Annotated in this window: 16 protein-coding genes; 10 read left to right on the top strand and 6 right to left on the bottom strand. The window is 43.8% G+C overall.

What is annotated here, in order from left to right; all coding sequences use genetic code 11:
- The first annotated feature begins 31 nt into the window (after positions 1-31).
- The 6 genes from VA249_RS17015 to VA249_RS17040 all read left to right on the top strand — a co-directional run bounded on the left by VA249_RS17015 (position 32) and on the right by VA249_RS17040 (position 5,748).
- Positions 32-754, top strand: a complete 723-nt coding sequence (locus tag VA249_RS17015; protein WP_221071866.1) for a sulfite exporter TauE/SafE family protein — start codon at positions 32-34, stop codon at positions 752-754.
- 102 nt (positions 755-856) lie between these two features.
- Positions 857-1,762 (top strand): EamA family transporter RarD, encoded by a 906-nt coding sequence (gene rarD / locus VA249_RS17020; protein ID WP_221071869.1) that lies wholly within the window; start codon positions 857-859, stop codon positions 1,760-1,762.
- Between the two features lie 85 nt (positions 1,763-1,847).
- Positions 1,848-2,234, top strand: a complete 387-nt coding sequence (locus VA249_RS17025) for an MAPEG family protein (protein ID WP_221071871.1) — start codon at positions 1,848-1,850, stop codon at positions 2,232-2,234.
- Positions 2,228-2,761, top strand: coding sequence for a DNA mismatch repair protein (locus VA249_RS17030; protein ID WP_221071873.1), 534 nt, complete (start codon positions 2,228-2,230; stop codon positions 2,759-2,761). Before VA249_RS17025 ends, VA249_RS17030 begins: the two co-directional genes overlap by 7 nt.
- Before the next feature lie 150 nt (positions 2,762-2,911).
- Positions 2,912-3,451, top strand: a complete 540-nt coding sequence (locus tag VA249_RS17035; RefSeq protein WP_221071875.1) for a phosphatase PAP2 family protein — start codon at positions 2,912-2,914, stop codon at positions 3,449-3,451.
- A gap of 500 nt (positions 3,452-3,951) precedes the next feature.
- Positions 3,952-5,748, top strand: a complete 1,797-nt coding sequence (locus tag VA249_RS17040) for a PKD domain-containing protein (protein ID WP_221071877.1) — start codon at positions 3,952-3,954, stop codon at positions 5,746-5,748.
- A gap of 108 nt (positions 5,749-5,856) precedes the next feature.
- Here VA249_RS17040 and VA249_RS17045 read toward each other — a convergent pair whose 3' ends face one another.
- Complete coding sequence (locus VA249_RS17045) at positions 5,857-6,756, bottom strand: DMT family transporter (protein WP_221071879.1); 900 nt, start codon at positions 6,754-6,756, stop codon at positions 5,857-5,859.
- Positions 6,757-6,913: 157 nt separating this feature from the next.
- On the opposite strand from VA249_RS17045, the gene VA249_RS17050 reads away from it, so the two are divergent.
- Complete coding sequence (locus VA249_RS17050; RefSeq protein WP_221071882.1) at positions 6,914-7,372, top strand: NUDIX hydrolase; 459 nt, start codon at positions 6,914-6,916, stop codon at positions 7,370-7,372.
- Between the two features lie 158 nt (positions 7,373-7,530).
- Positions 7,531-8,943, top strand: a complete 1,413-nt coding sequence (locus tag VA249_RS17055; RefSeq protein ID WP_221071883.1) for a coniferyl aldehyde dehydrogenase — start codon at positions 7,531-7,533, stop codon at positions 8,941-8,943.
- A gap of 212 nt (positions 8,944-9,155) precedes the next feature.
- On the opposite strand, the gene VA249_RS17060 is transcribed toward VA249_RS17055, so the two are convergent.
- From VA249_RS17060 to VA249_RS17070, 3 genes are all read right to left on the bottom strand, one after another.
- Positions 9,156-11,873 carry an SO2930 family diheme c-type cytochrome gene (locus tag VA249_RS17060; RefSeq protein ID WP_221071885.1) on the bottom strand — a complete coding sequence of 906 codons (2,718 nt, stop codon included), beginning with the start codon at positions 11,871-11,873 and terminating at the stop codon, positions 9,156-9,158.
- Between the two features lie 38 nt (positions 11,874-11,911).
- Complete coding sequence (locus VA249_RS17065) at positions 11,912-13,198, bottom strand: outer membrane protein transport protein (RefSeq protein ID WP_221071888.1); 1,287 nt, start codon at positions 13,196-13,198, stop codon at positions 11,912-11,914.
- 845 nt (positions 13,199-14,043) lie between these two features.
- Positions 14,044-14,523, bottom strand: a complete 480-nt coding sequence (locus VA249_RS17070) for an aminoacyl-tRNA deacylase (RefSeq protein ID WP_221071890.1) — start codon at positions 14,521-14,523, stop codon at positions 14,044-14,046.
- A 386-nt stretch (positions 14,524-14,909) separates the two neighbouring features.
- On the opposite strand from VA249_RS17070, the gene VA249_RS17075 reads away from it, so the two are divergent.
- The gene (locus tag VA249_RS17075; RefSeq protein WP_221071892.1) at positions 14,910-15,185 is read left to right on the top strand and encodes a nitrogenase-stabilizing/protective protein NifW; all 276 of its coding nucleotides are present in this window, start codon (positions 14,910-14,912) and stop codon (positions 15,183-15,185) included.
- A gap of 171 nt (positions 15,186-15,356) precedes the next feature.
- Here the strand turns inward: VA249_RS17075 and VA249_RS17080 are convergent, their stop codons facing one another.
- Together VA249_RS17080 and gloA are read right to left on the bottom strand one after the other, a co-directional pair.
- Positions 15,357-16,457 carry an alkene reductase gene (locus tag VA249_RS17080; RefSeq protein WP_221071894.1) on the bottom strand — a complete coding sequence of 367 codons (1,101 nt, stop codon included), beginning with the start codon at positions 16,455-16,457 and terminating at the stop codon, positions 15,357-15,359.
- A gap of 11 nt (positions 16,458-16,468) precedes the next feature.
- Complete coding sequence (gene gloA / locus VA249_RS17085; RefSeq protein WP_221071896.1) at positions 16,469-16,855, bottom strand: lactoylglutathione lyase; 387 nt, start codon at positions 16,853-16,855, stop codon at positions 16,469-16,471.
- Between the two features lie 810 nt (positions 16,856-17,665).
- Between gloA and VA249_RS17090 the strand changes: the two genes are divergently transcribed.
- Positions 17,666-18,805: an exonuclease SbcCD subunit D gene (locus VA249_RS17090; RefSeq protein WP_221071898.1), complete on the top strand. Its 1,140-nt coding sequence runs from the start codon at positions 17,666-17,668 to the stop codon at positions 18,803-18,805.
- Positions 18,806-18,814: the final 9 nt, after the last annotated feature.

Consider the following 18,814-nt stretch of genomic DNA (forward strand, 5'->3'; position numbering starts at 1 on the left):
CTTTTTTACATTAACAATAAGAATCACATCGATGGAATTCGATTCTACTAATTTGCTTGCGATGGGGCTGATCTTTCTCGGCTCTTATGTTCAAACAGCTATCGGTTTTGGCCTAGCAATTGTGGCGGCGCCGCTTCTTATCATTCTAGCACCGGAATACGTGCCTGCACCGATCTGTTTAGTTGCATTGTTTATCTCATTGATGAATGCCATGAAACACAGAAGCAGTGTTGAAATTGGTGGATTAAAAATGGCCTTAATTGGCCGAGTGCCGGGTTCGATAGCTGGTGGGGCCTTGTTGTTTTTTGTTTCCACAGAAGCGCTGACACTTTGGATCGGACTGTTGGTGTTGTTTGCTGTCGTGGTGAGCGCACTGCCGTTTCGTATAGAGCCGACACCAGGTCGAATGTCTGTTGCTGGCTTTTTCTCTGGGCTATTTGGGACCAGTTCAGCCATCGGTGGCCCTCCAATGGCGCTACTGCTTCAGCATCAAGATGCGAATAAGTTACGCGGTAACCTGTCGGCCTTTTTTGTCTTCAGTTCACTCATATCGTTAGTGATCCAAATTCCGGCAGGTTTTTTTACTTTGCATCACTTGATGATCACTATTCCTCTGTTGCCGAGCGCAGCACTTGGCTATTGGCTAGCGATCAAAACAACACAGTCTTTACCAAAAGAAAAAATTCGTTTTGGTGCGTTAACACTGTGTTTTGTCAGTGGTTTAACGGCCGTAATTCAAGGCGTTGCGTTATAGGGAATTTTGCTGAGAGCCGCGTGCTTTTACTTTGATGAAAAGCGCTTTACAAAACTAAATCGCTCTATAAAATCGCGTCACTTTTTGTATGTTGAGTTAGATATGAACAACAGTCGTTACGGAAACGTTATGGCCGCACTCTCTTTTGTTATTTGGGGATTGTTGCCAATTTACTATCGTTATTTACCTAATGCGGCAATGGATGAGCTGTTAGCCTTAAGAATTATCGGTTCAGTACCGGTAGGGATTCTATTGGTCTTTGCAATGACGCGTCGTTGGCCAAACTGGGCAGAAATTTGGCAAGATCAAAAGTCCCTAGGTTATGCATTTTTAGCCAGCAGTTTAATGTGTATCTCATGGGTTGCTTTTATTTGGGCTCTAACTAACAACCGTGTGATTGATGCAAGCCTAGGCTTTTTTATTGGTCCGCTGATTTCAGTTGCGCTTGGCGTGTTTGTTTTGGGTGACAAATTATCCAAAGGCAAGTTCGTTGCCATCCTTTTAGCGGCGATAGGTGTTATATACCAAGTCGTTCAATATGGGCAGTTGCCAATGGTAGCGCTTACGATGGGATTGTTCTTTTCTCTTTATGGCCTGTTTAAGAAAAAGATAAATTACAATTGGAGTACCACACTATTTGTTGAGGCATTATTACTGACACCGATCGCGTGTGGGTATTTATTGTTTAAGCAAGTCACCGTCGGAAACTTATCGTCAACCGTCGATCTGGGTACCTTTTTGTTGTACCTCGGCAGTGCACCAGTGACTATTCTGCCTTTGATTTTCTACTCAATAGCAATTCGCATCACGAGCTTATCATCTGTCGGTCTCATGCAATACATTGAGCCTAGCCTACAATTCATTCTTGCCGTTCTGTTCTTCGGAGAATTGTTTGATAGCGTAAAGGCAGTGACATTTGCATTTATCTGGGTAGGCCTACTGCTTACGGTTGTTGAGGGAATTTTTTCACGTGCCAAGCGTGGAAAAATGCCAGCGCATCCAGTATAAAATAAACGACCTCTAGGAACTACCCAAGCATCTTTAGGGTGTTTGGGTATACTGAATAACAGTAGGTCCTAAAGAAGGCTCGTTTATGATTACCGCACTCTATGCTTGTTTCTTAGCACTGCTCCTCATTTGGCTTGCCTTTCAAGTCATCAAACAACGACGAATTAACAAAGTAGCCTATGCGGATGGCGGGGTAGAGCCCTTACAGATTGCAAGAAGTGCCCAAAGTAATGCCGCAGAATACATTCCTATCACGCTTATTTTGATGTGCCTTTTAGAGTATAACGGCGCGTCAGTTTGGTGGGTACATATAACGGGATTGTTATTCGTGGTTGGGCGGGTGCTTCATGCACGAGCTATATTGTCTAATCAATTGAAAGGGCGCGTGACGGGCATGAAGCTGACGTTTGCTAGTATGTTTATGCTCGTTATTTTGAATCTGTTTTATTTGCCATATGGAAACTTATGGTGAAAACGCGCAGTTATTTACCCCCGCCTTGGCTCCTTGTACTCATTGGACTCGTACTCAATATTGCCGCTATTTTGTTAACCAGCGTTGTGTTGGATAAACTTAGTCAAGCAAACGCGAGTATTGCAGAACAAAAAGCCGACAATTTATATTCTATTCAACGCGCTTGGGATAGCGTCGAAGTGTTAGAGCGAAAGCGAGAAATGTTGCTCTTACATGTTCACTTAAATCAATCCAGTTCGTTACCTCTCTTAATTGAAGACGCAATGCGAGGTCACTTGTCATCCTGGACTGGGCAAGAGATTGGCCCAATAACACCAGAGCAGTTGCCAGAGCTAATGGGGCAAATCAACCAAGCTCAGTCGACGCTGCGAGAGCAAATTGACAACCACTATCTGAACAATCTTGATCTTGCGGAAGAAATGCTTCGTTTGGCAGATAAGATGTCATGGTATAAAAGCATCGCATTGTTCCTTCAAGTCTTTGGGTTGGCGCTTATTCTGGCGCGTGATTTAGCGAGAAAACCTTAACCTTTCAATCTACGACTGAGCATCGCAATGTGCTTGAGAATAGAACCTATTCACGCTCATTTCACATTCAAATTGTTACAGTTCCCATTCGAATAAAGCTGGAGGCTGTGGTAGCTTTCGCGTGTATTTATTTTCTAATTGGTTGTATTGATGAAGAAAACACTAAGTTTGCTAGGGATAGCTTCTGTCACCTGTTCACAATCTGTCTATGCGATGAGTGAAAAAGATTGGGATGTTTTAACCGATATTGGCGCTTATGGATTGGTTGCAACGGCCGCTGCAGTTCCTGTATATAAAGGGGATTGGGAGGGCTTTTGGCAAGCGGGTTTTAGTATTGGTACCGCATCGGGAATCGGTTTACTCGGAAAAGTCACCATTGATGCAGAGAGACCAGACAAAAGCGGTAACGACAGTTTCCCATCGAACCATACAGCAAACGCTTTTGCGTCTGCGACAAACTTGTATTTGCGTTATGGCTGGGAAGCGGGGTTACCTGCTTATGGTGTCGCAGCGTTAGTTGGTGTTGGGCGAGTAGAAGCCAAGAAGCATTATTGGCGTGATGTGTTAGCGGGAGCCGCATTAGGGACGTTAAGTGCTTATGTATTTACGGATGCGTATGATGAAAATGTCCAGCTTGTACCATGGGTGACGAGTGAAGACGTTGGTGTATCGATCACCTATCGTTGGTAAATTAGGTCTAAGAACTTTATATCCGCTTGCGTATAATTGGTACCCGTTACAGAAGTAAGGACGACCTTACCGCTCTGAGTATTTTTGGGGACGATCCCATTTTCAGGAAATATGTATGGCATGGGTCGTTTTATTTTCTCATGGCTACCAAATTTTCATTAATTCACATTTTTCTTGGTATTAGATGGATCAAGTTTCATATTAAATAACCTCAACTCGAGATAATCTAAGCTATTTAGCGGCACGTTTAGCGCTTAACGTCGTTAAAATAACCGCACTGAACTTTCATATTGGCTTCAGTGGCGCATCAATTAAGCAATGTAGACTTTCTTATCCCGAGTTGAGATTAAGAAAAATGTAAAAATAAAGCGCACCATTCGTTAGTCATATTTTATATGCAATTATTTTTAAGCTGATCGTATTTTGTAAGATGATTTTCCACTTAGCGTAAGTGTGTAAATAGAATGTCAATCAATTAAATGCAAAAGGATCAGCAGGTTATGTATAGAATGACATGGGCGGCAGCGGTTGCTTTAACGCTTGTAGGTTGTGGTGGTGGGGGCGGAGGTGGTTCCGACTCTGGAGGTGGCAGTACATTACGCGTTTATTCGACGACGTCATCGCTAAACGTTACCGGAAACAGCATGGATTATACCTACGCAACAGTAGATATTGATTCGACAGGTGGTGTTGCGGACGATGCTAGTGTTTATATCGGTGTGCTCGAGGATACAGGAAAGCTGTTGAACGGAGCTGAAATGCGATTCATAACAGAGCAATCTGGTGATTATATCTTAGAGTTTAAGCCAGGGTATTTATTGCAAGATGGCAAAAATAATAGCTTGGTGAGTTTAGCTTTCTGCTATGACGAATACTGCAAACAGCACGTAGACGGCTCCCCAATCAATGTAAATGTTGATTATTCAAATGATTTGCGAGAAGAAATTGCACTGGGCTCTACCTCTCCTCAAAACATAAATAAAACGGCAGCGCTTAATGAAGCAGGATTAGATAATGACCCCATTGTCTTTACGGCTTATGTGGCGGGAAATAATGCTGACAGAATTACAGTGCGCCACCAGCATGATTATAAAGTCGCAAGCCATGTCGCTTTTGAAGATCGGGGCAATAGCATTTATCAATTAACGGCTGATGTTCGCTTACCAACGTCATTGAAAGTCGGAGAACATTCAAGCAGTTTGAAAATTGACGCTTGCTACGATACTGAATGTCGCTATCCAATTAAAGGCAGCCCGCTTGTTATCCCGATGAACTATCAGGTGACGGCCGCGATGTTTGAGGCAGATACGCCCGCTGCGGTGAATGAGTCCCAAGAACTGCCGTTTCATGTGAATGATGCGAAACACCTGCCAGGGTTGGATATTATCGTGATGTCGTCGGATTCTCCAATCAACGCTGTTTATGTCTACGATATCGCGTCGAATAAGACATATACTTATCCGCTTTCAGATAGGCCTGAAAGCTTGAGCGTTGATCTCTCATCAACCCAAGGGCGAATTGTGGTGGGTCATGAATATAAAGTGACGCAAATTGACTATAATCCCGACTATCCAGAAACTCCGCTGCAAATAACCCACGAAACCAGTGTTGAAAACCCGATGACGATTGTAAAAAATGATTGGGTTTATTTGGTTGAACGATTTGATGGGTTTAGTGAATATACACGTTTAAACTTACCTCGTTCGCAAGAAATCTTTATGCAAGGCCCATCTTTGCGTCAGATGTCAGTGTTTGAAGTCCACCCAAGCGGACATGGTATTTATTTCACATCTAATGCTTTTTCTCCACAGGATATAGGGCGAACAAACATCAATGAGGCACTTGAGTTAGATTATGACGTGGGTTCTCCATATCACGGAGACTATGCGATAGGAGAGGATTTTTGGTTCTCTTACGATGGAACTCAACTCTATACATCAAGCGGTAACATTTTTACCACGTCTAATAATCCAGACGCAGATATGGTTTATGCAGGTGCATTACCGTTGGCGCCTGTTGAAAGCAATATCAGCTCAGTCGCTCAAAATGAAAGCATCACGTTACTGGCCGATTCGTACCCAAGTTATACGATTCGAAAACTCAACAACGATACCATGTCGGTTGATAAAACCTACCCTAAAACGACGCGTAATATGAATGGTGACGCAGGGGGCAGTGAGCATGAATTTGATGAAGAGCCAATTTTTGTCTTCCTTTCAGATCGTGGCTATGTTTACACCATCAAGGAAACCAACTTTTTCCCTGAACTTTTCTATCGATTAGAGCGTTTAGACTAAGAGCCTCACGTTAACTCAATTAACTGAAATAAGTTTGTTAAGTTTAAATATCTCGTTTGAAGCCAACGGTCACCACCGTTGGCTTTTATTTTGCTTTTTAATAGACATTTAACGTTTCAATAACGGCAGTTTTAAATGCTGTCCAAAGACATTGATTAACGCCCCTGTGACGATCAATGCTCCGCCTAAGTAAGTCCAGATGGATGGCAGTTCACCGAAGAAAATAATCCCAAGAATAACCGAGAAGATAATCTGCACATAAGAGTATGCGGAGGCTTTTCCTGCTTCTTGAGTTTGCATGGCTTTGGTTAAACCGAGTTGCCCAATCTGAGTGAACACGCCAACCAAGACGAGCATCATAGTAAGGTACGCATCAGGCATAACGAATTGATCGCCAATCAGCAAGATCGAGGCAGGAAGTGCGACTAAAGGGAAGTAAAAAATGATCACCGAACTGTCTTCTGTTTGACTCAGCTTTCTGACAATGACATACGCGATGGAGCTTCCAAACGCGCCTAATATTGCGATCATAACGCTGAACATGGGTAATGTTTGCTGAGCATTTGGACCCGTATCACCGCTTACCATCACGTAGACGCCAAGTAAGCAGAGTACGATGCAAAGGAGCGTAGAAAAATGAATGCGTTCTTTAAGAAAAAATACAGCGAGCAGTGCAGTAAAAACAGGGTGGATGTACTGAAAAATGGTTGCTTCAGCTAAAGGTAAGGTTGTGACAGAGTAGTACACGCACATTAATGCCATGGTTCCAACCGCCCCGCGCGCAAACAGCAATGGTTTGTTGTTCCCCCATACGGAAATGCCTTTACGCTTTACATCGGCATAGCTGATGATTAAAGAAACGAGAGCCCTTGCAGCCACAATTTCAAACACTGGAATACCATACAAACTAACGTGTTTCACCGTCGCAGACATGAGTGCGAAGCCGAAGGCAGACAGCACCATGAAGCGTACGCCGATAGGAATCATAGAATTGAGAGTATTAGGCATCTTGTGGCTCTTTTTTTGTTGGAGATCGCACTTTAGCATACTAAATGGCGCAATGAATCAAAGCTTTGTGCTTCAGTATGTCAGCGCAGGGGCTTATGGTTGTAGGTAAAGGGTTATTATGCAGAATGGTTAAAAAACAGAGTAAAAAGGAGGGAATATGATTCCAATTCAAGCGACGCATGTATCTGCCGTGGTGCTCTCTGAATTTGATGGTACTTATAAAATGCTATTACTCAATAGGGTAAAAGGTGGATATTGGTGTCATGTTGCAGGTGGCGTTGAATCTGGTGAAGAGGGATGGCAAACCATTCTAAGAGAGCTGAAAGAGGAAACTCAAATTGACGCGTTAGCGCTTCATAGTGCGGATTTCTTAGAACAGTTTTATGAAGCCAAGAAAAATCGAATAATGGTGGTCCCTTGTTTTGTGATTTTTTGTAAGCCGAATCAGAATGTCATTCTTAACCATGAACATACCGATTTCCGATGGTGTTCGTTAGAGGAAGCCAAACACTTAGCCCCTTTTGCTAATCAACATCGACTGTACGAGCATGTATGGGCTCATTATATAGAACAGGCTCCGAGTCAGTTTACGCGTATCAATATTGCAGATGTGTAAAAGCCATAAAATCTGAGTTCAAACTCTAAGTTCTCTTGCCTTACATTCGTCACAATGTTGCTCATATGTTAATCTGGAAAGGCTGTTAATTTGGAAACGAGAATAACCTGAGATCAGGCCGCATTAGGAGAATATCCGAGTGCTTAAGGAGAAAACCCATGAATGCCATTGTAGATATTGAAGTTGGTCACGCATTACCACAAACATTAGATCGACTGAAAGCGTCTTACCTTTCAGAGCCTTATCCAAGTTTAGAAGTCAGAAAGCAGAAACTAAACCTCCTTAAGAAAACGATTTTGGAGCATCAACAGGCGCTTGTTACGGCGTTAAGTACAGATTTTGGCTATCGTTCTGAATTTGATAGCGCGATGACGGATGTATTGCCGACGGTCGCACAAATCAATTATACCGTGAAGCGCCTTAATAAGTGGTGTAAGCCGAGTCGACGTCATGCCGGTTTATTACTGACCCCATCATCAGTATCTGTTGAATATCAACCAGTCGGTGTCGTTGGTATCATTTCTCCTTGGAACTTTCCTGTCATTTTGAGTTTGTCACCGCTAGTGACAGCGCTGGCTGCTGGCAACCGAGTCATGATCAAGTTGAGTGAGTTTACGCCCCAGACCAATAAAGTGATTACTGATATCTGCCGTGCATTGCCAGAGGATGTGGTGGTTGTAGAGGGAGAGGCGGATGTGGCGCAGGCGTTCAGTAAATTGCCATTTGATCATTTGCTTTTTACAGGATCAACCAATGTAGGGCGTGCGGTGGCGAAAGCCGCGGCCGAAAATTTAACCCCCGTTACGTTGGAGCTTGGTGGCAAATCTCCGGTTATTGTGGCTGATGATGCGGATTTGAATAAAGCGGTGGATACCATTCTGTTTGGTAAGTGCATTAATGCCGGACAAATATGTGTTGCGCCTGACTACGCCTTTGTCCCAGAGCGTAAAGTCGACGAATTTATCGCTCTCTTTCTCAAACGTTTTGAAAGCTTGTATGTTAATGGCAAACAAGAGCAGGGGCTTACTCATATTATCAACCAGCGTCAGTTTGAACGCTTAAAAGCGGTGCTTGAAGATGCAAAAGCAAAAGGCGCAGAGGTCCATACCGTAGCCAACGCTCAAACAGACGGGCGATGCTTGTACCCACATTTGGTCACTCATGTTTCAGAAGACATGACCATCATGAAAGAAGAAATTTTTGGCCCTCTTATGCCAATCAAACCTTATTCGAACATTGAAGAGGTGCTTGCTTACATTAATCAGAATCAACGACCACTAGCGCTGTACATTATGTCTAACGACAAAAGCATGATCGAACACATAACAAGAAATACGCACAGTGGTGGCGTAGGTATCAACGATACGATTTTGCATGTAGGCGCAGAAGATGCACCATTTGGTGGTATCGGTGAGTCTGGTATTGGGCATTATCATGGCGAAGAGGGCTTTAGAACCTTTAGTCATGCTAAAACCGTCCTACACACACCAACATGGCTGCCTCGTGTCAGTTTATTGCTAGAGCGACGTGGTACAGCTATTAAGGCATTGAAAAGACTGTTTCTACGCTAGCGAGCTACACTGACAATCAGCGTACTGCGATAGCTAACAAGTATTGCAATAGGCAAAGCAGTGCGATAGTCCAACAAGTTAAACAGCCAAATAAAAAGAGCGATTGGTATCTATCCATCGCTCTTTTTATTTTCTGGTTTTAAGAATAATAATTGATTCTTAATGGCCACTTAAACGGTCTGTGGCCATTGACACTTTTGCGTTAAGTAGAGTTACTCTACGCAGCTCCAGCCAGTTGTATCAATCGAATTTATCCAATCGGCAATGAGTTGTACGCCCTCATCATGCACAACGTGACGACCTAATTCAGGCATCATATTGCCATTGTCCACATTGATGCGATAGTGAAGCACAGAATTAGCAGGATCACCCGGTACAATTACATAAGGAGATGGCCCTTTGTGGAACGTAATGCCTCGTGCACAAATGCCCATTTCACCAATACCTTCACGCCAGTATTCAAATTTAAATGGATTACTTGCTGCTTTACCTTCAGTTCGGTGACAGTGTGCACAGTTAACGTCGAGATAGGCTTTTGCGTAATCTAATAGCTCGGCATCAGTGAGGTTAGCTGCGCCCAGTTCTGAATCGAAGATTGGTGTCTTCGGCAAGTTTTCTGGCGTATCAGGCAACGGTTGAGAGAATAGGCCAAGCGTTTCCCAATGCACAAGTTGGTTCACTGGTGAGCCGTTAGTGACATCTTTCACGCTATTCAAATTGCGAGCCTTAGGGCCAATTGGAGAGAAGCCTTTTGGTTGTGTGTTGCCCGTTGGGTCTGCAACATCATCCTCGACCTTATGACAAAGCGTACATTCGTTTCGACTTGGGACTTCATAGGTGAAATCTAATGTTTTACCGTTGTGCATTAGGCTGCGTTCGAATGGCACCGATACGGCAGTTAGGTATGCATCGGTTTTGTCTTCATTCCATACGTATGGAAGTGCAATCCAACCACTGTCACGACGAATAAGTAGGCGAGTTTCAATCAGTTCTTCGTTTTCTCCACGCGCATTTTCTGTGCTCGAAGGAAGTGCGAACGTTTTAATCAATACGGTACCCACTGGGAAATCGAATACCTCCTGCTCACGATAGCTTGCTGCGACTTCATTCGGCATGACAACAAAGCGGTATTTGCGTGCGTAATCGGTAAAGAGTTCAACGTTCATTTCATACAATGTACCTTTTGCAGAAGTCGCCAAGTTGAGGTTTTGGGTTGGGTCTTTGGCATCTTCAAAGAGATTGTATTGAGACAAACTCATGCAGTTTTCACCATAGGCGTCACTTTCCCGAGTGATAGCATCCCAGTTGATGCCCGCTAAATTCTCAATCGAACAAGTGGCATTGCCTACGATACCGTTTGGTGTATCAGGATTATCTGGGTCAGTCGCGCCGTCTTCTGTTTGGTTGTACCCATATACCACACCGTCGATGGTCACGGTGTTGATATCTAATGGTTGTTTGGAATCACAGCCAGCAGTGAGCAATGTCGCTTGCTCATTTTCGAACAGAAAGTCTGCATTGGCAGGGTCTTCGGCATAACGTGCAATTGCGGTTGGATCCGTATTATCGACTAATACACCGACACTCGCACCGTTATTTATCAGACAGTTGTTCGCTGATTCTGGAAACTCAGTAAGATAGTTCCAATTTGTTGTTCCCGTCATGCCGTTCAATGCATCGCGGATCGGTGTGAACATTTGGGAACGGATCAACGATTCTCCCGCGCCATCATAGAAGAGAGCAGGGAAAGCTTGATGATTCAAGTTATAGGCTAACACCATTTCTTCAATCAGCGAGCCATTTGGGTTAGCGCCCGTATTGGTAATGGCGTTGTCATGAAAATACATCCCTGTTGGAACCGGATTCCAACCTTGCATGATAGCGTTGCCCTCAGAGGTGCCATTCAGTAGGCTGTATGCGTTAGGATCGCCATTGACTAATAAGTAACTGGTCATCGCTAAGGCCATTGAATCGTGGTTGGTAATGGTGTTATTGAAGAATTCACTATTTCGGCCAGATAGAATGACCACACCTGTACCAGGAGGGACAATCCCAACAACGCCACAGCCGCCTGGTCCATTTTGACAGGTGGTATCAACGTAATTCACAAGATTGTTGTCACGAATGACATTGTCAAAGATACGCACATCGTCGATCAAACGACCAATGCTTGTTGCACCAGGTAGATCAAACAGCAGAACGCCACCAGTATTGCCTAGTGCGAGGTTGTTGTAGACATCGACGTTTGAACTGTTCTCGATTTCAATACCGGCAATGTTCTTCTCCGCTACATTATCACGAATGACCGCACCGATGGTTTGGCCGACATAAATCCCCGCATCTGCACTGCCGTAACTCCATGTATCTTCGATGAGTACGTTTTGTGATTTAACAGGGTAGATCCCGTAAGTACCACGTAAGTTACCGTCTTCATCGCGGGCTCGGGGCACTTCTAACCATACCGCCGCAACGTCGCGAATAATAATTCCCTCGACACCGTCGGCTTTTAGACCATTTTTTGAGGCTTCGGCAATTTGTAGGTCGGAGACAGTAATATTAGAGCCGCCACTGATTGCGATGCCGTCTTTACCATCAACGTCGCTAAAATCGAGATAGGTTTGGTCAATACCAGCGCCACGCAATATTAAGTTATTTTTTGAATCGACCGTCAATTGGTTGTTCATCTTGAAACAACCGGCGGGCAGAGTAACAATGCTGTTATCCTCGGCTAATTCAACCAAGTTCTCTATTGCTGTGACTTGTTCTGCACTGGCCCATTCTTGTCCATTTCCACACAGCTCAGGTGTGCCATATTCAGACAGTGTATACCCACTGGTGGTTTGTGGTTCGTCATAATCTTCACTGTTACAACCAATCAAAAGAGTGGTACTTATCAGCGTAGCGACAACCGTTTTGTTGATTCCGTACATGGTTTGCTTCCCTGTAATTTATTGTTGTGATTCAGTCACTAGAAAGAGTGGTTGTATTGAATGCCATAAACGTAAGCATCCCCCTCAGAACGATATGCGAGATCGACACCTGGTAAAGCATCCGGTTCTAGCGGCTCTTTAAACGTAACTTCTTCTGCATCGATAAAGGTGAAGCCAACGTCGATCCGGCTGTGCTGGTTGAATGCGTACGTCGCACCTAAGCTGTAGTTGATTCGGTCGGAATCAGGCAAACTAATGCTTCTGTCGTTAACGTTTGGTGTTTCGTCATAAGCAATACCTGCACGAAAGGTGAAAGCAGGGCTAAATTGATAGGTGGCCCCCAGTGCGTACTTGAACGAATTTTCAAAATTCTCGTCTTTCTGCAGTACTTCTTGACCATCTACTGTGGCTCGAATTTCTTCAAATACATCCCAACCTGTCATCATGATGCTGTAGTGAACGGCAAAAGGCGTCGAGATTTGATGATACCCTGAGAACTCAGTAATACTCGGAAGATTAAGAGTGAGGTCTCCCGTTACTTGTTGTCCGGGCATCGTGGTGTTGCTTGGAATATCGGAATAATAGTCGCCCTCGAATTCCACATCGACTTTTGAACGGTAACTTAAACCCAAGCGGTGGTTCGGATTGATTTCCCATAGCCCGCCAATATTGAAGCCATAGCCCCAACCATCACCATCCAGTGACTTTGCGATATCGCTTCGCGCAAAGTCCGTACCGTTACCCGCGTTTATTGCATCGGCAAGAATGCCAAGTGTTCTTGTTAGGGTCGCTTGACCATAAACAATACTTGCACCAGCCCCCACGCTGAACGCTTCGTTGATTCGGTAGGCGATCGTTGGGTTAAAGTTGACGGTTTCTAGACTGGTTTCGCCGCCTATCGGCCCCGCGAGATAGTCATCTGGGTATTCAGTGGCAAGCCCGAAATCAGTGAATATACCTAGGCCCCATGACCATTGGTCATTAATAGGGGCAGCAAGATAAAAAGAGGGGACAATCACGTTATCGACAACATCATTGTTGGTGAGCCGGTTATTAAATGAGTCTGATACACCATTACCCGTTACACGGACTTCTGGCATGATGTATGCTGCACCAATGGAAAGTTCATAAGAACCAAACATGGTAATGGCGGCAGGGTTATGAGCGACCACAGAGGCGCCATCAGCAATGGCAGCTTCTCCGGCATTGGCTCGACCCAACCCAGCGGCAGAGTGTTCAGATAGCTGAAATCCAGCGGCAAATAGATTAGGCGATCCTAGGGTTATCGATATCGCAAGAGCGATGTTTACATTCCTTGTCTTCATATCACTCTAAAACTCCATGTATTTTACTGAGATACCCAAGCGATTCTCGCTGAACTTAGTATTTTTGGTTACTTAGTCGAGATTGCTTGGGCATGCTACCTAGATTTAAAATCAACGAATCTAGGTGGTTGAAACTAAATAATGAGTAAATCATCAATCAAAACATAATTTAGTTTAACAAATCTGTAACACTGACTTTTTTAAAATGTTACGCCCATCTCATATGCAAAAATGTTTATTTTTAAGTCGCAACCATATGTAAATATTATGTTTATCGCTTTTCTAGTTTGAAGTTCAGATTCAGAAAAATAGCGATGTTGTTTGAGAACTTGGAAAATCACTTACCGTAGTTCTAACAGTAAAAGTGTTTCTTATAGCTATACATTTGGGACGGCAGTTTTAAACGATCGTTTGAATGTTGGACGGGCTTTATACTGGCGTTAGGCCGGAATGGCGTGTTTGATTGGAGAACGAATATTAAAATTATTTTGGAATTAGAGCTTTTACGTAAGGTGCTAGGCACGCATTTGTTCGTTTTTTCGGTCGGACTAAACACATCGATCGAACTAAACACATCAGTCGGAACAAACACCAGGCGGAATAAACTCAGTTCAATTCAGTGTACGTTGCGTGCCGATGGGCGAAATAGAATTCATGCGTGTGGTGGGGTTTGTGGAGCTCTACAAAAAAACGAGTCATCTCAGTGCATATGCTCGTCGATTCTAGCCAGTAGAGGGCAAAGAATGCGACATTTTTGAAATGACCCGCCGAATTAAGTTGGATAAGCTTAGGTTGAATAAGCTTCGGATAAGTCTGCTCTGGGCGTCTAAGCGTTTCAATATAAACTAGTGGAACACTTCGCTACTAAATCGTATAAAACGACTTGTACCCATTAGCTCACGAAAAGCTTCTTTATCTAGCTTAATCAGTGTTTTATGGTCGCCCGCTTCTAAATACACATGATCTAAGTTGGCGAGAACTTCGTCACAGATGGTCGTCATGTGATAGGCACCGCCTACGGGAGGTATTGCCCCGTTGTCGCAATCGGTAAATAATCGATAGACTTCGCGTTCTTTGATCAAATGAAAAGAAGCATTGAGCTCGTCATTCAATCTTGACAAGCTGATCTTATTATTTGCTGGCAATACCGCCATCATATGATGGCCTTGGTGATCTTCTAAAATAACACCTTTTGCCAAATTATGGAGAGGAATGCCCGCTGAAACACCGCTTTGCAGCGAACTATTACTATGACTGTGATCCACGGTTTGAAAGTGGATATTATGTTCAGTCAAATAGTGGTCGAGCCGGGTTGAAATGGTCATGTTAGCCTCCACAGCGTTAAGACCCACATAAAGTATAGGAAAACTTTAATCCCCTGATGCAGTACTTGAGCGGTTCTACGCTTACAGAAAATCAACCACACAGTATGGCCATGATAAATTTAAGGAAATGAGCAAATCATTTGTCTGTAAAGCTTGTTTGAATGAGTACAAGTAATGGCAAGAGCGTGCGGGATGATGATCTTAGTCAGTTAAACTAAGGCGATCTTGTTACTTTGAATCGTGAAATGGCGGTACTCTCTGGTGTGAAATACGCAGGTGTAGATAGGCCCTAACGGAGATTGGATGCTAATGGAGTTAAATCAAAGATCAGGTTTGTGGGAGAATGTATACTTACCGCTCCGTTGATGCATCCAGAAAAGAAAGCTATGAGTCAAAACGATATTCAAGCCAAAATTGCCAGCTTTACTTGTATTGAAGAAGCTCTGGATTACTTTGAGATAAGCTTTGACCGCCGCTTTATAGACACGAACAGAGTGGAACTCGTAAAACGCTTTAATGGCTATTTGAATCTCACTAAACCTGATGATTGGTTTTCTGGTCGACGTGCATTGAAGAACGCTTATTGCAAAGTTCAGCGTAGTTTGTTGGATAAAACCACACGCTCAGCATGCCGCGGCTGCACTTCTTGCCAGCGTCGCTAGGCTCTGTATTTAATTTTCTAGTTTCTAGTTTCTAGTTTCTAGTTTCTAGTTTCTAGTTTGTAATTGTTAATTTCAAAAAACAAAACCCCGCTGCGTTACTCTGTAAATGAACGTAGCAGGGTCTCTTGTTAATCGCTTAAATCTTGCCGATACGATTATCAGCTTGGACGCTTAATTTGCTTGGTAAGCAGGGTAGTCCAATAGGCCTTTTTCATTGCCACCAAATAGTGTGGCAGGATCGTGCGCTGTTAATGGGTAATCATTTCTGATTCGGTTAGGTAGATCAGGGTTCGCGATGAATGGGCGACCAAAGCCAACCATATCTGCCAAGCCGCTTTCTAGTGCTTGAGCAGCTTTCTCTGTGTTGTAGCGACCAGCATAGATGATCGTGCCTTTGTATGCTTCGCGAACGGCTGTTTTGAATTCAGCTGGTGTGTCTGGCGCGTCATCCCAGTCTACTTCTGCAATGTGCATGTAAACGACGTTCAGCTTGTCAAGAAGCGCAGCAGCAGCGGTATAAGTTTCTACTGGTGTTTTATCTACAGTGCCGTTTAGCGACGTAAACGGAGCAAGACGAACACCAACACGCTCAGCACCAATCGCTTGAGTCATTGCTTCAACTACTTCGCCAAGGAAGCGTAAGCGGTTTTCAATCGAGCCGCCGTATTCATCTGTACGATTGTTTGCTTCAGAATCAATGAATTGGTTAACAAGGTAACCGTTCGCTGCGTGAAGTTCGATGCCGTCAAACCCAGCTTCAATCGCATTTAGCGCAGCTTGTCGGTATTGTTCGATAACCATTTTGATGTCTTCTTTGGTCATTTCTCGTGGCTCAACCACCTCAACAAAACCTGGTTCATCTGTGCCGTTATCGATAAACACTTTCACGTTTTCAGCTTTTAATGCTGAAGACGAAATAGGCTGTTCGCCGCCAATGTTATCAGGATGAGTCACACGACCAACATGCCAAAGCTGAGCAAAGATAGCGCCGCCTTTTGCATGTACCGCATCGGTTGTTTTTTTCCAGCCTGCGATTTGCTCTTGGCTGTAAATACCCGGTGTCCAAGCGTAACCTTGACCCATAGGTGAAATCTGAGTGCCTTCTGCAACAATTAAACCAGCAGATGCACGCTGTGCGTAGTATTCCGCCATCATATCGTTTGCAACGTTACCAGGTTGGCTTGCGCGAGAGCGAGTCATTGGTGGCATAACGATACGGTTTTCAAGCGTGAGAGAACCTAGTTGGATAGGTTGGAACAATGCATTTGTCATGATAAACCTCGTTATTTGCTTGTTTGGATCAATTCGATTTGGTAACCGTCAGGGTCTTTGATGAAAGCGATGTGCGTCTCACCACCTTTCATTGGGCCTGGTTCGCGGGTTACGTTGCCGCCCAGTGCTTTGATCTTGTCGCATGCGGCATAAATGTCTTCACAGCCCAGAGCAAAATGACCAAATGCGTTACCTAGGTCATAGCTGTGAGTGTCCCAGTTGTAAGTGAGTTCGATTGTCGCGCTATCAGGTTGATCGGCATTACCAACAAACACCAGAGTATAACGATATTCTGTGTTTTCGAATCGTTCAAGCACGCTCATGCCAAGAACGTTGGTGTAGAACTCAATGGACTTATCAAGGTCGGCGACACGGACCATAGTGTGAAGAAATTTCATATTTATCCTTATTTCACAAATGCGGGCTTACCTTAAACAAAGCTAAGTCCAATATTCTGCGGGTTGAACGTAAGATAAATAAAATTCAGGGAAACATGAAATTATCAATAGTTATGCTTATTATAATTTTATGTTATGAAGAGGCAGGTAATTTCTTCTTGCTAACTTTATGGTAACTGTTCTTTATGGCAACAGTTCTTTATGGAAACGGTTCTGGGTGATGAAAAGCGAAGCAATAACAGAGAGGCTAATAGTCTGCGTGACGAATGTGAGCATTTTCCTGGTAAACAAGACCAAGAAATCAGAGCAATAGATTGGCGTTTGTGATCATTTTTCGTTGAGCACTGGCATTGGCTGTAAAAGTGCGTCGAGCTCTTCCTTGGTTAGAATATCATGGATAGTGGATGAATGAGGGCTATGAGCAAGGGATTGTCGAGCCTGATCAATCAACTGCCTCTTTTGTTCGGGAGTTAACTCTTTGAGCGCGCCCAACAAGTGTTTAAATCGATGGTTTCTCACACTCTTGTACCTCTATAAAATAGCAATTTAAGACAGCAGCAATCTAACGATTAACAATTAAAGAACCTATATCAGAATAAAGATAGTAATCCGATTGCATAAAAGCAAGCGAGAAACATGAATATTTAGTGAACTTTCGTGAGTTTGCTTATGAGGAAATGTTGATGAGTTTGTGGCTTAGAATCGTCTTTTTAGTTCAAGCTTAACAAACCACATGAAAAGCTTATGAAGTCAGGATATCCTAGCGAAATAATAAGATAACGCCATGTTTATGGTAGAAAGTGAATTCGAATGAAGTTTATCCATACCTCTGATTGGCACCTTGGCCGCCAATTTCATAACGTCTCATTGCTGGAAGATCAGCAAGCGGTTCTAGAACAGTTAATTCAATATATTCAAAACAACCCCGTTGATGCAGTTGTTGTTGCGGGTGATATCTACGATCGCTCCGTGCCGCCGACAGTGGCTATCGAACTGCTTAACCGTGTAGTTAAGCGCATTTGCGGTGAATTAAATACCCCAATGATTTTGATTTCTGGTAACCACGACGGTGCAGAGCGTTTGGGGTTTGGCTCTGAACAGATGAAAAATGCGGGTCTACACATCATTAGCAACTTCGAAGACATGCTTAATCCTGTCGTTATCCAAACCAAAACAGCAGGGCTTGTTGCTTTTTATGGCATGCCTTATAACGATCCTGAACAAGTTCGCTTCGCTTACAAAGAGGCGGTTTCAACGCACGATGAAGCGCACAAACTATTGGCCGGGAAAATTACCGAACAGTTCCAAGCAGGGCAGAGAAATGTATTAGTCAGTCACTGCTTTGTTGATGGCGCGATTGAATCCGAATCTGAGCGTCCGCTATCGATCGGTGGTTCTGATCGTGTCAGCCACGAGCACTTCCTTAACTTCGATTATGTGGCACTAGGGCATTTGCATCAGCCACAGAAAAAAGGTGAAGAGTACATTCGTTATTCTGGTTCATTGATGAAATACAGCTTTGGTGAGCAAAACCAGAAGAAAGGTTTCACGCTGGTGGAGCTCGATCAGAATGGGTTTGTTTCTGCTGAACATATTGATCTCATTGCGCCTCATGAAATGCGAATCATCGAAGGCGAGCTTGAGCAAGTCATTGAGCAAGGCAAGACGGATCCTAAGCACGAGGATTACTTGCTGGTGCGTTTAATGGATAAGCACGCGATTTTAAATCCAATGGAAAAGCTACGTGCGGTGTACCCCAATGTTTTGCATCTGGAAAAGCCAGGAATGCTGATTGGCGTAGAGCAAGAGATGGCTCAAGCGAAACTGGCGAGAAGTGAAATTGATATGTTCCGAGACTTCTTTATTGAAGCGCAAGACAGTCATTTGTCGCAAGAGCAAGATCAGGCGATCAGCGACATCATCAAGCAACTTTCCCAGCAATCTCAGTAAGGACCAAAG

The sequence above is a fragment of the Vibrio alfacsensis genome, assembly GCF_019670485.1.
GTDB lineage: Bacteria > Pseudomonadota > Gammaproteobacteria > Enterobacterales > Vibrionaceae > Vibrio > Vibrio alfacsensis.

What these genes read in the sequence shown, in the direction of transcription:
- VA249_RS17025 (WP_221071871.1), top strand. Translation starts at nt 1,848, where the DNA reads ATGATTACCGCACTCTATGCTTGTTTCTTAGCACTGCTCCTCATTTGG.
- VA249_RS17040 (WP_221071877.1), top strand. Translation starts at nt 3,952, where the DNA reads ATGTATAGAATGACATGGGCGGCAGCGGTTGCTTTAACGCTTGTAGGT.
- VA249_RS17050 (WP_221071882.1), top strand. Translation starts at nt 6,914, where the DNA reads ATGATTCCAATTCAAGCGACGCATGTATCTGCCGTGGTGCTCTCTGAA.
- VA249_RS17015 (WP_221071866.1), top strand. Translation starts at nt 32, where the DNA reads ATGGAATTCGATTCTACTAATTTGCTTGCGATGGGGCTGATCTTTCTC.
- VA249_RS17065 (WP_221071888.1), bottom strand. Translation starts at nt 13,198, where the DNA reads ATGAAGACAAGGAATGTAAACATCGCTCTTGCGATATCGATAACCCTA.
- VA249_RS17045 (WP_221071879.1), bottom strand. Translation starts at nt 6,756, where the DNA reads ATGCCTAATACTCTCAATTCTATGATTCCTATCGGCGTACGCTTCATG.
- VA249_RS17070 (WP_221071890.1), bottom strand. Translation starts at nt 14,523, where the DNA reads ATGACCATTTCAACCCGGCTCGACCACTATTTGACTGAACATAATATC.
- VA249_RS17090 (WP_221071898.1), top strand. Translation starts at nt 17,666, where the DNA reads ATGAAGTTTATCCATACCTCTGATTGGCACCTTGGCCGCCAATTTCAT.
- VA249_RS17035 (WP_221071875.1), top strand. Translation starts at nt 2,912, where the DNA reads ATGAAGAAAACACTAAGTTTGCTAGGGATAGCTTCTGTCACCTGTTCA.
- VA249_RS17075 (WP_221071892.1), top strand. Translation starts at nt 14,910, where the DNA reads ATGAGTCAAAACGATATTCAAGCCAAAATTGCCAGCTTTACTTGTATT.
- VA249_RS17055 (WP_221071883.1), top strand. Translation starts at nt 7,531, where the DNA reads ATGAATGCCATTGTAGATATTGAAGTTGGTCACGCATTACCACAAACA.
- VA249_RS17080 (WP_221071894.1), bottom strand. Translation starts at nt 16,457, where the DNA reads ATGACAAATGCATTGTTCCAACCTATCCAACTAGGTTCTCTCACGCTT.
- rarD (WP_221071869.1), top strand. Translation starts at nt 857, where the DNA reads ATGAACAACAGTCGTTACGGAAACGTTATGGCCGCACTCTCTTTTGTT.
- gloA (WP_221071896.1), bottom strand. Translation starts at nt 16,855, where the DNA reads ATGAAATTTCTTCACACTATGGTCCGTGTCGCCGACCTTGATAAGTCC.
- VA249_RS17060 (WP_221071885.1), bottom strand. Translation starts at nt 11,873, where the DNA reads ATGTACGGAATCAACAAAACGGTTGTCGCTACGCTGATAAGTACCACT.
- VA249_RS17030 (WP_221071873.1), top strand. Translation starts at nt 2,228, where the DNA reads ATGGTGAAAACGCGCAGTTATTTACCCCCGCCTTGGCTCCTTGTACTC.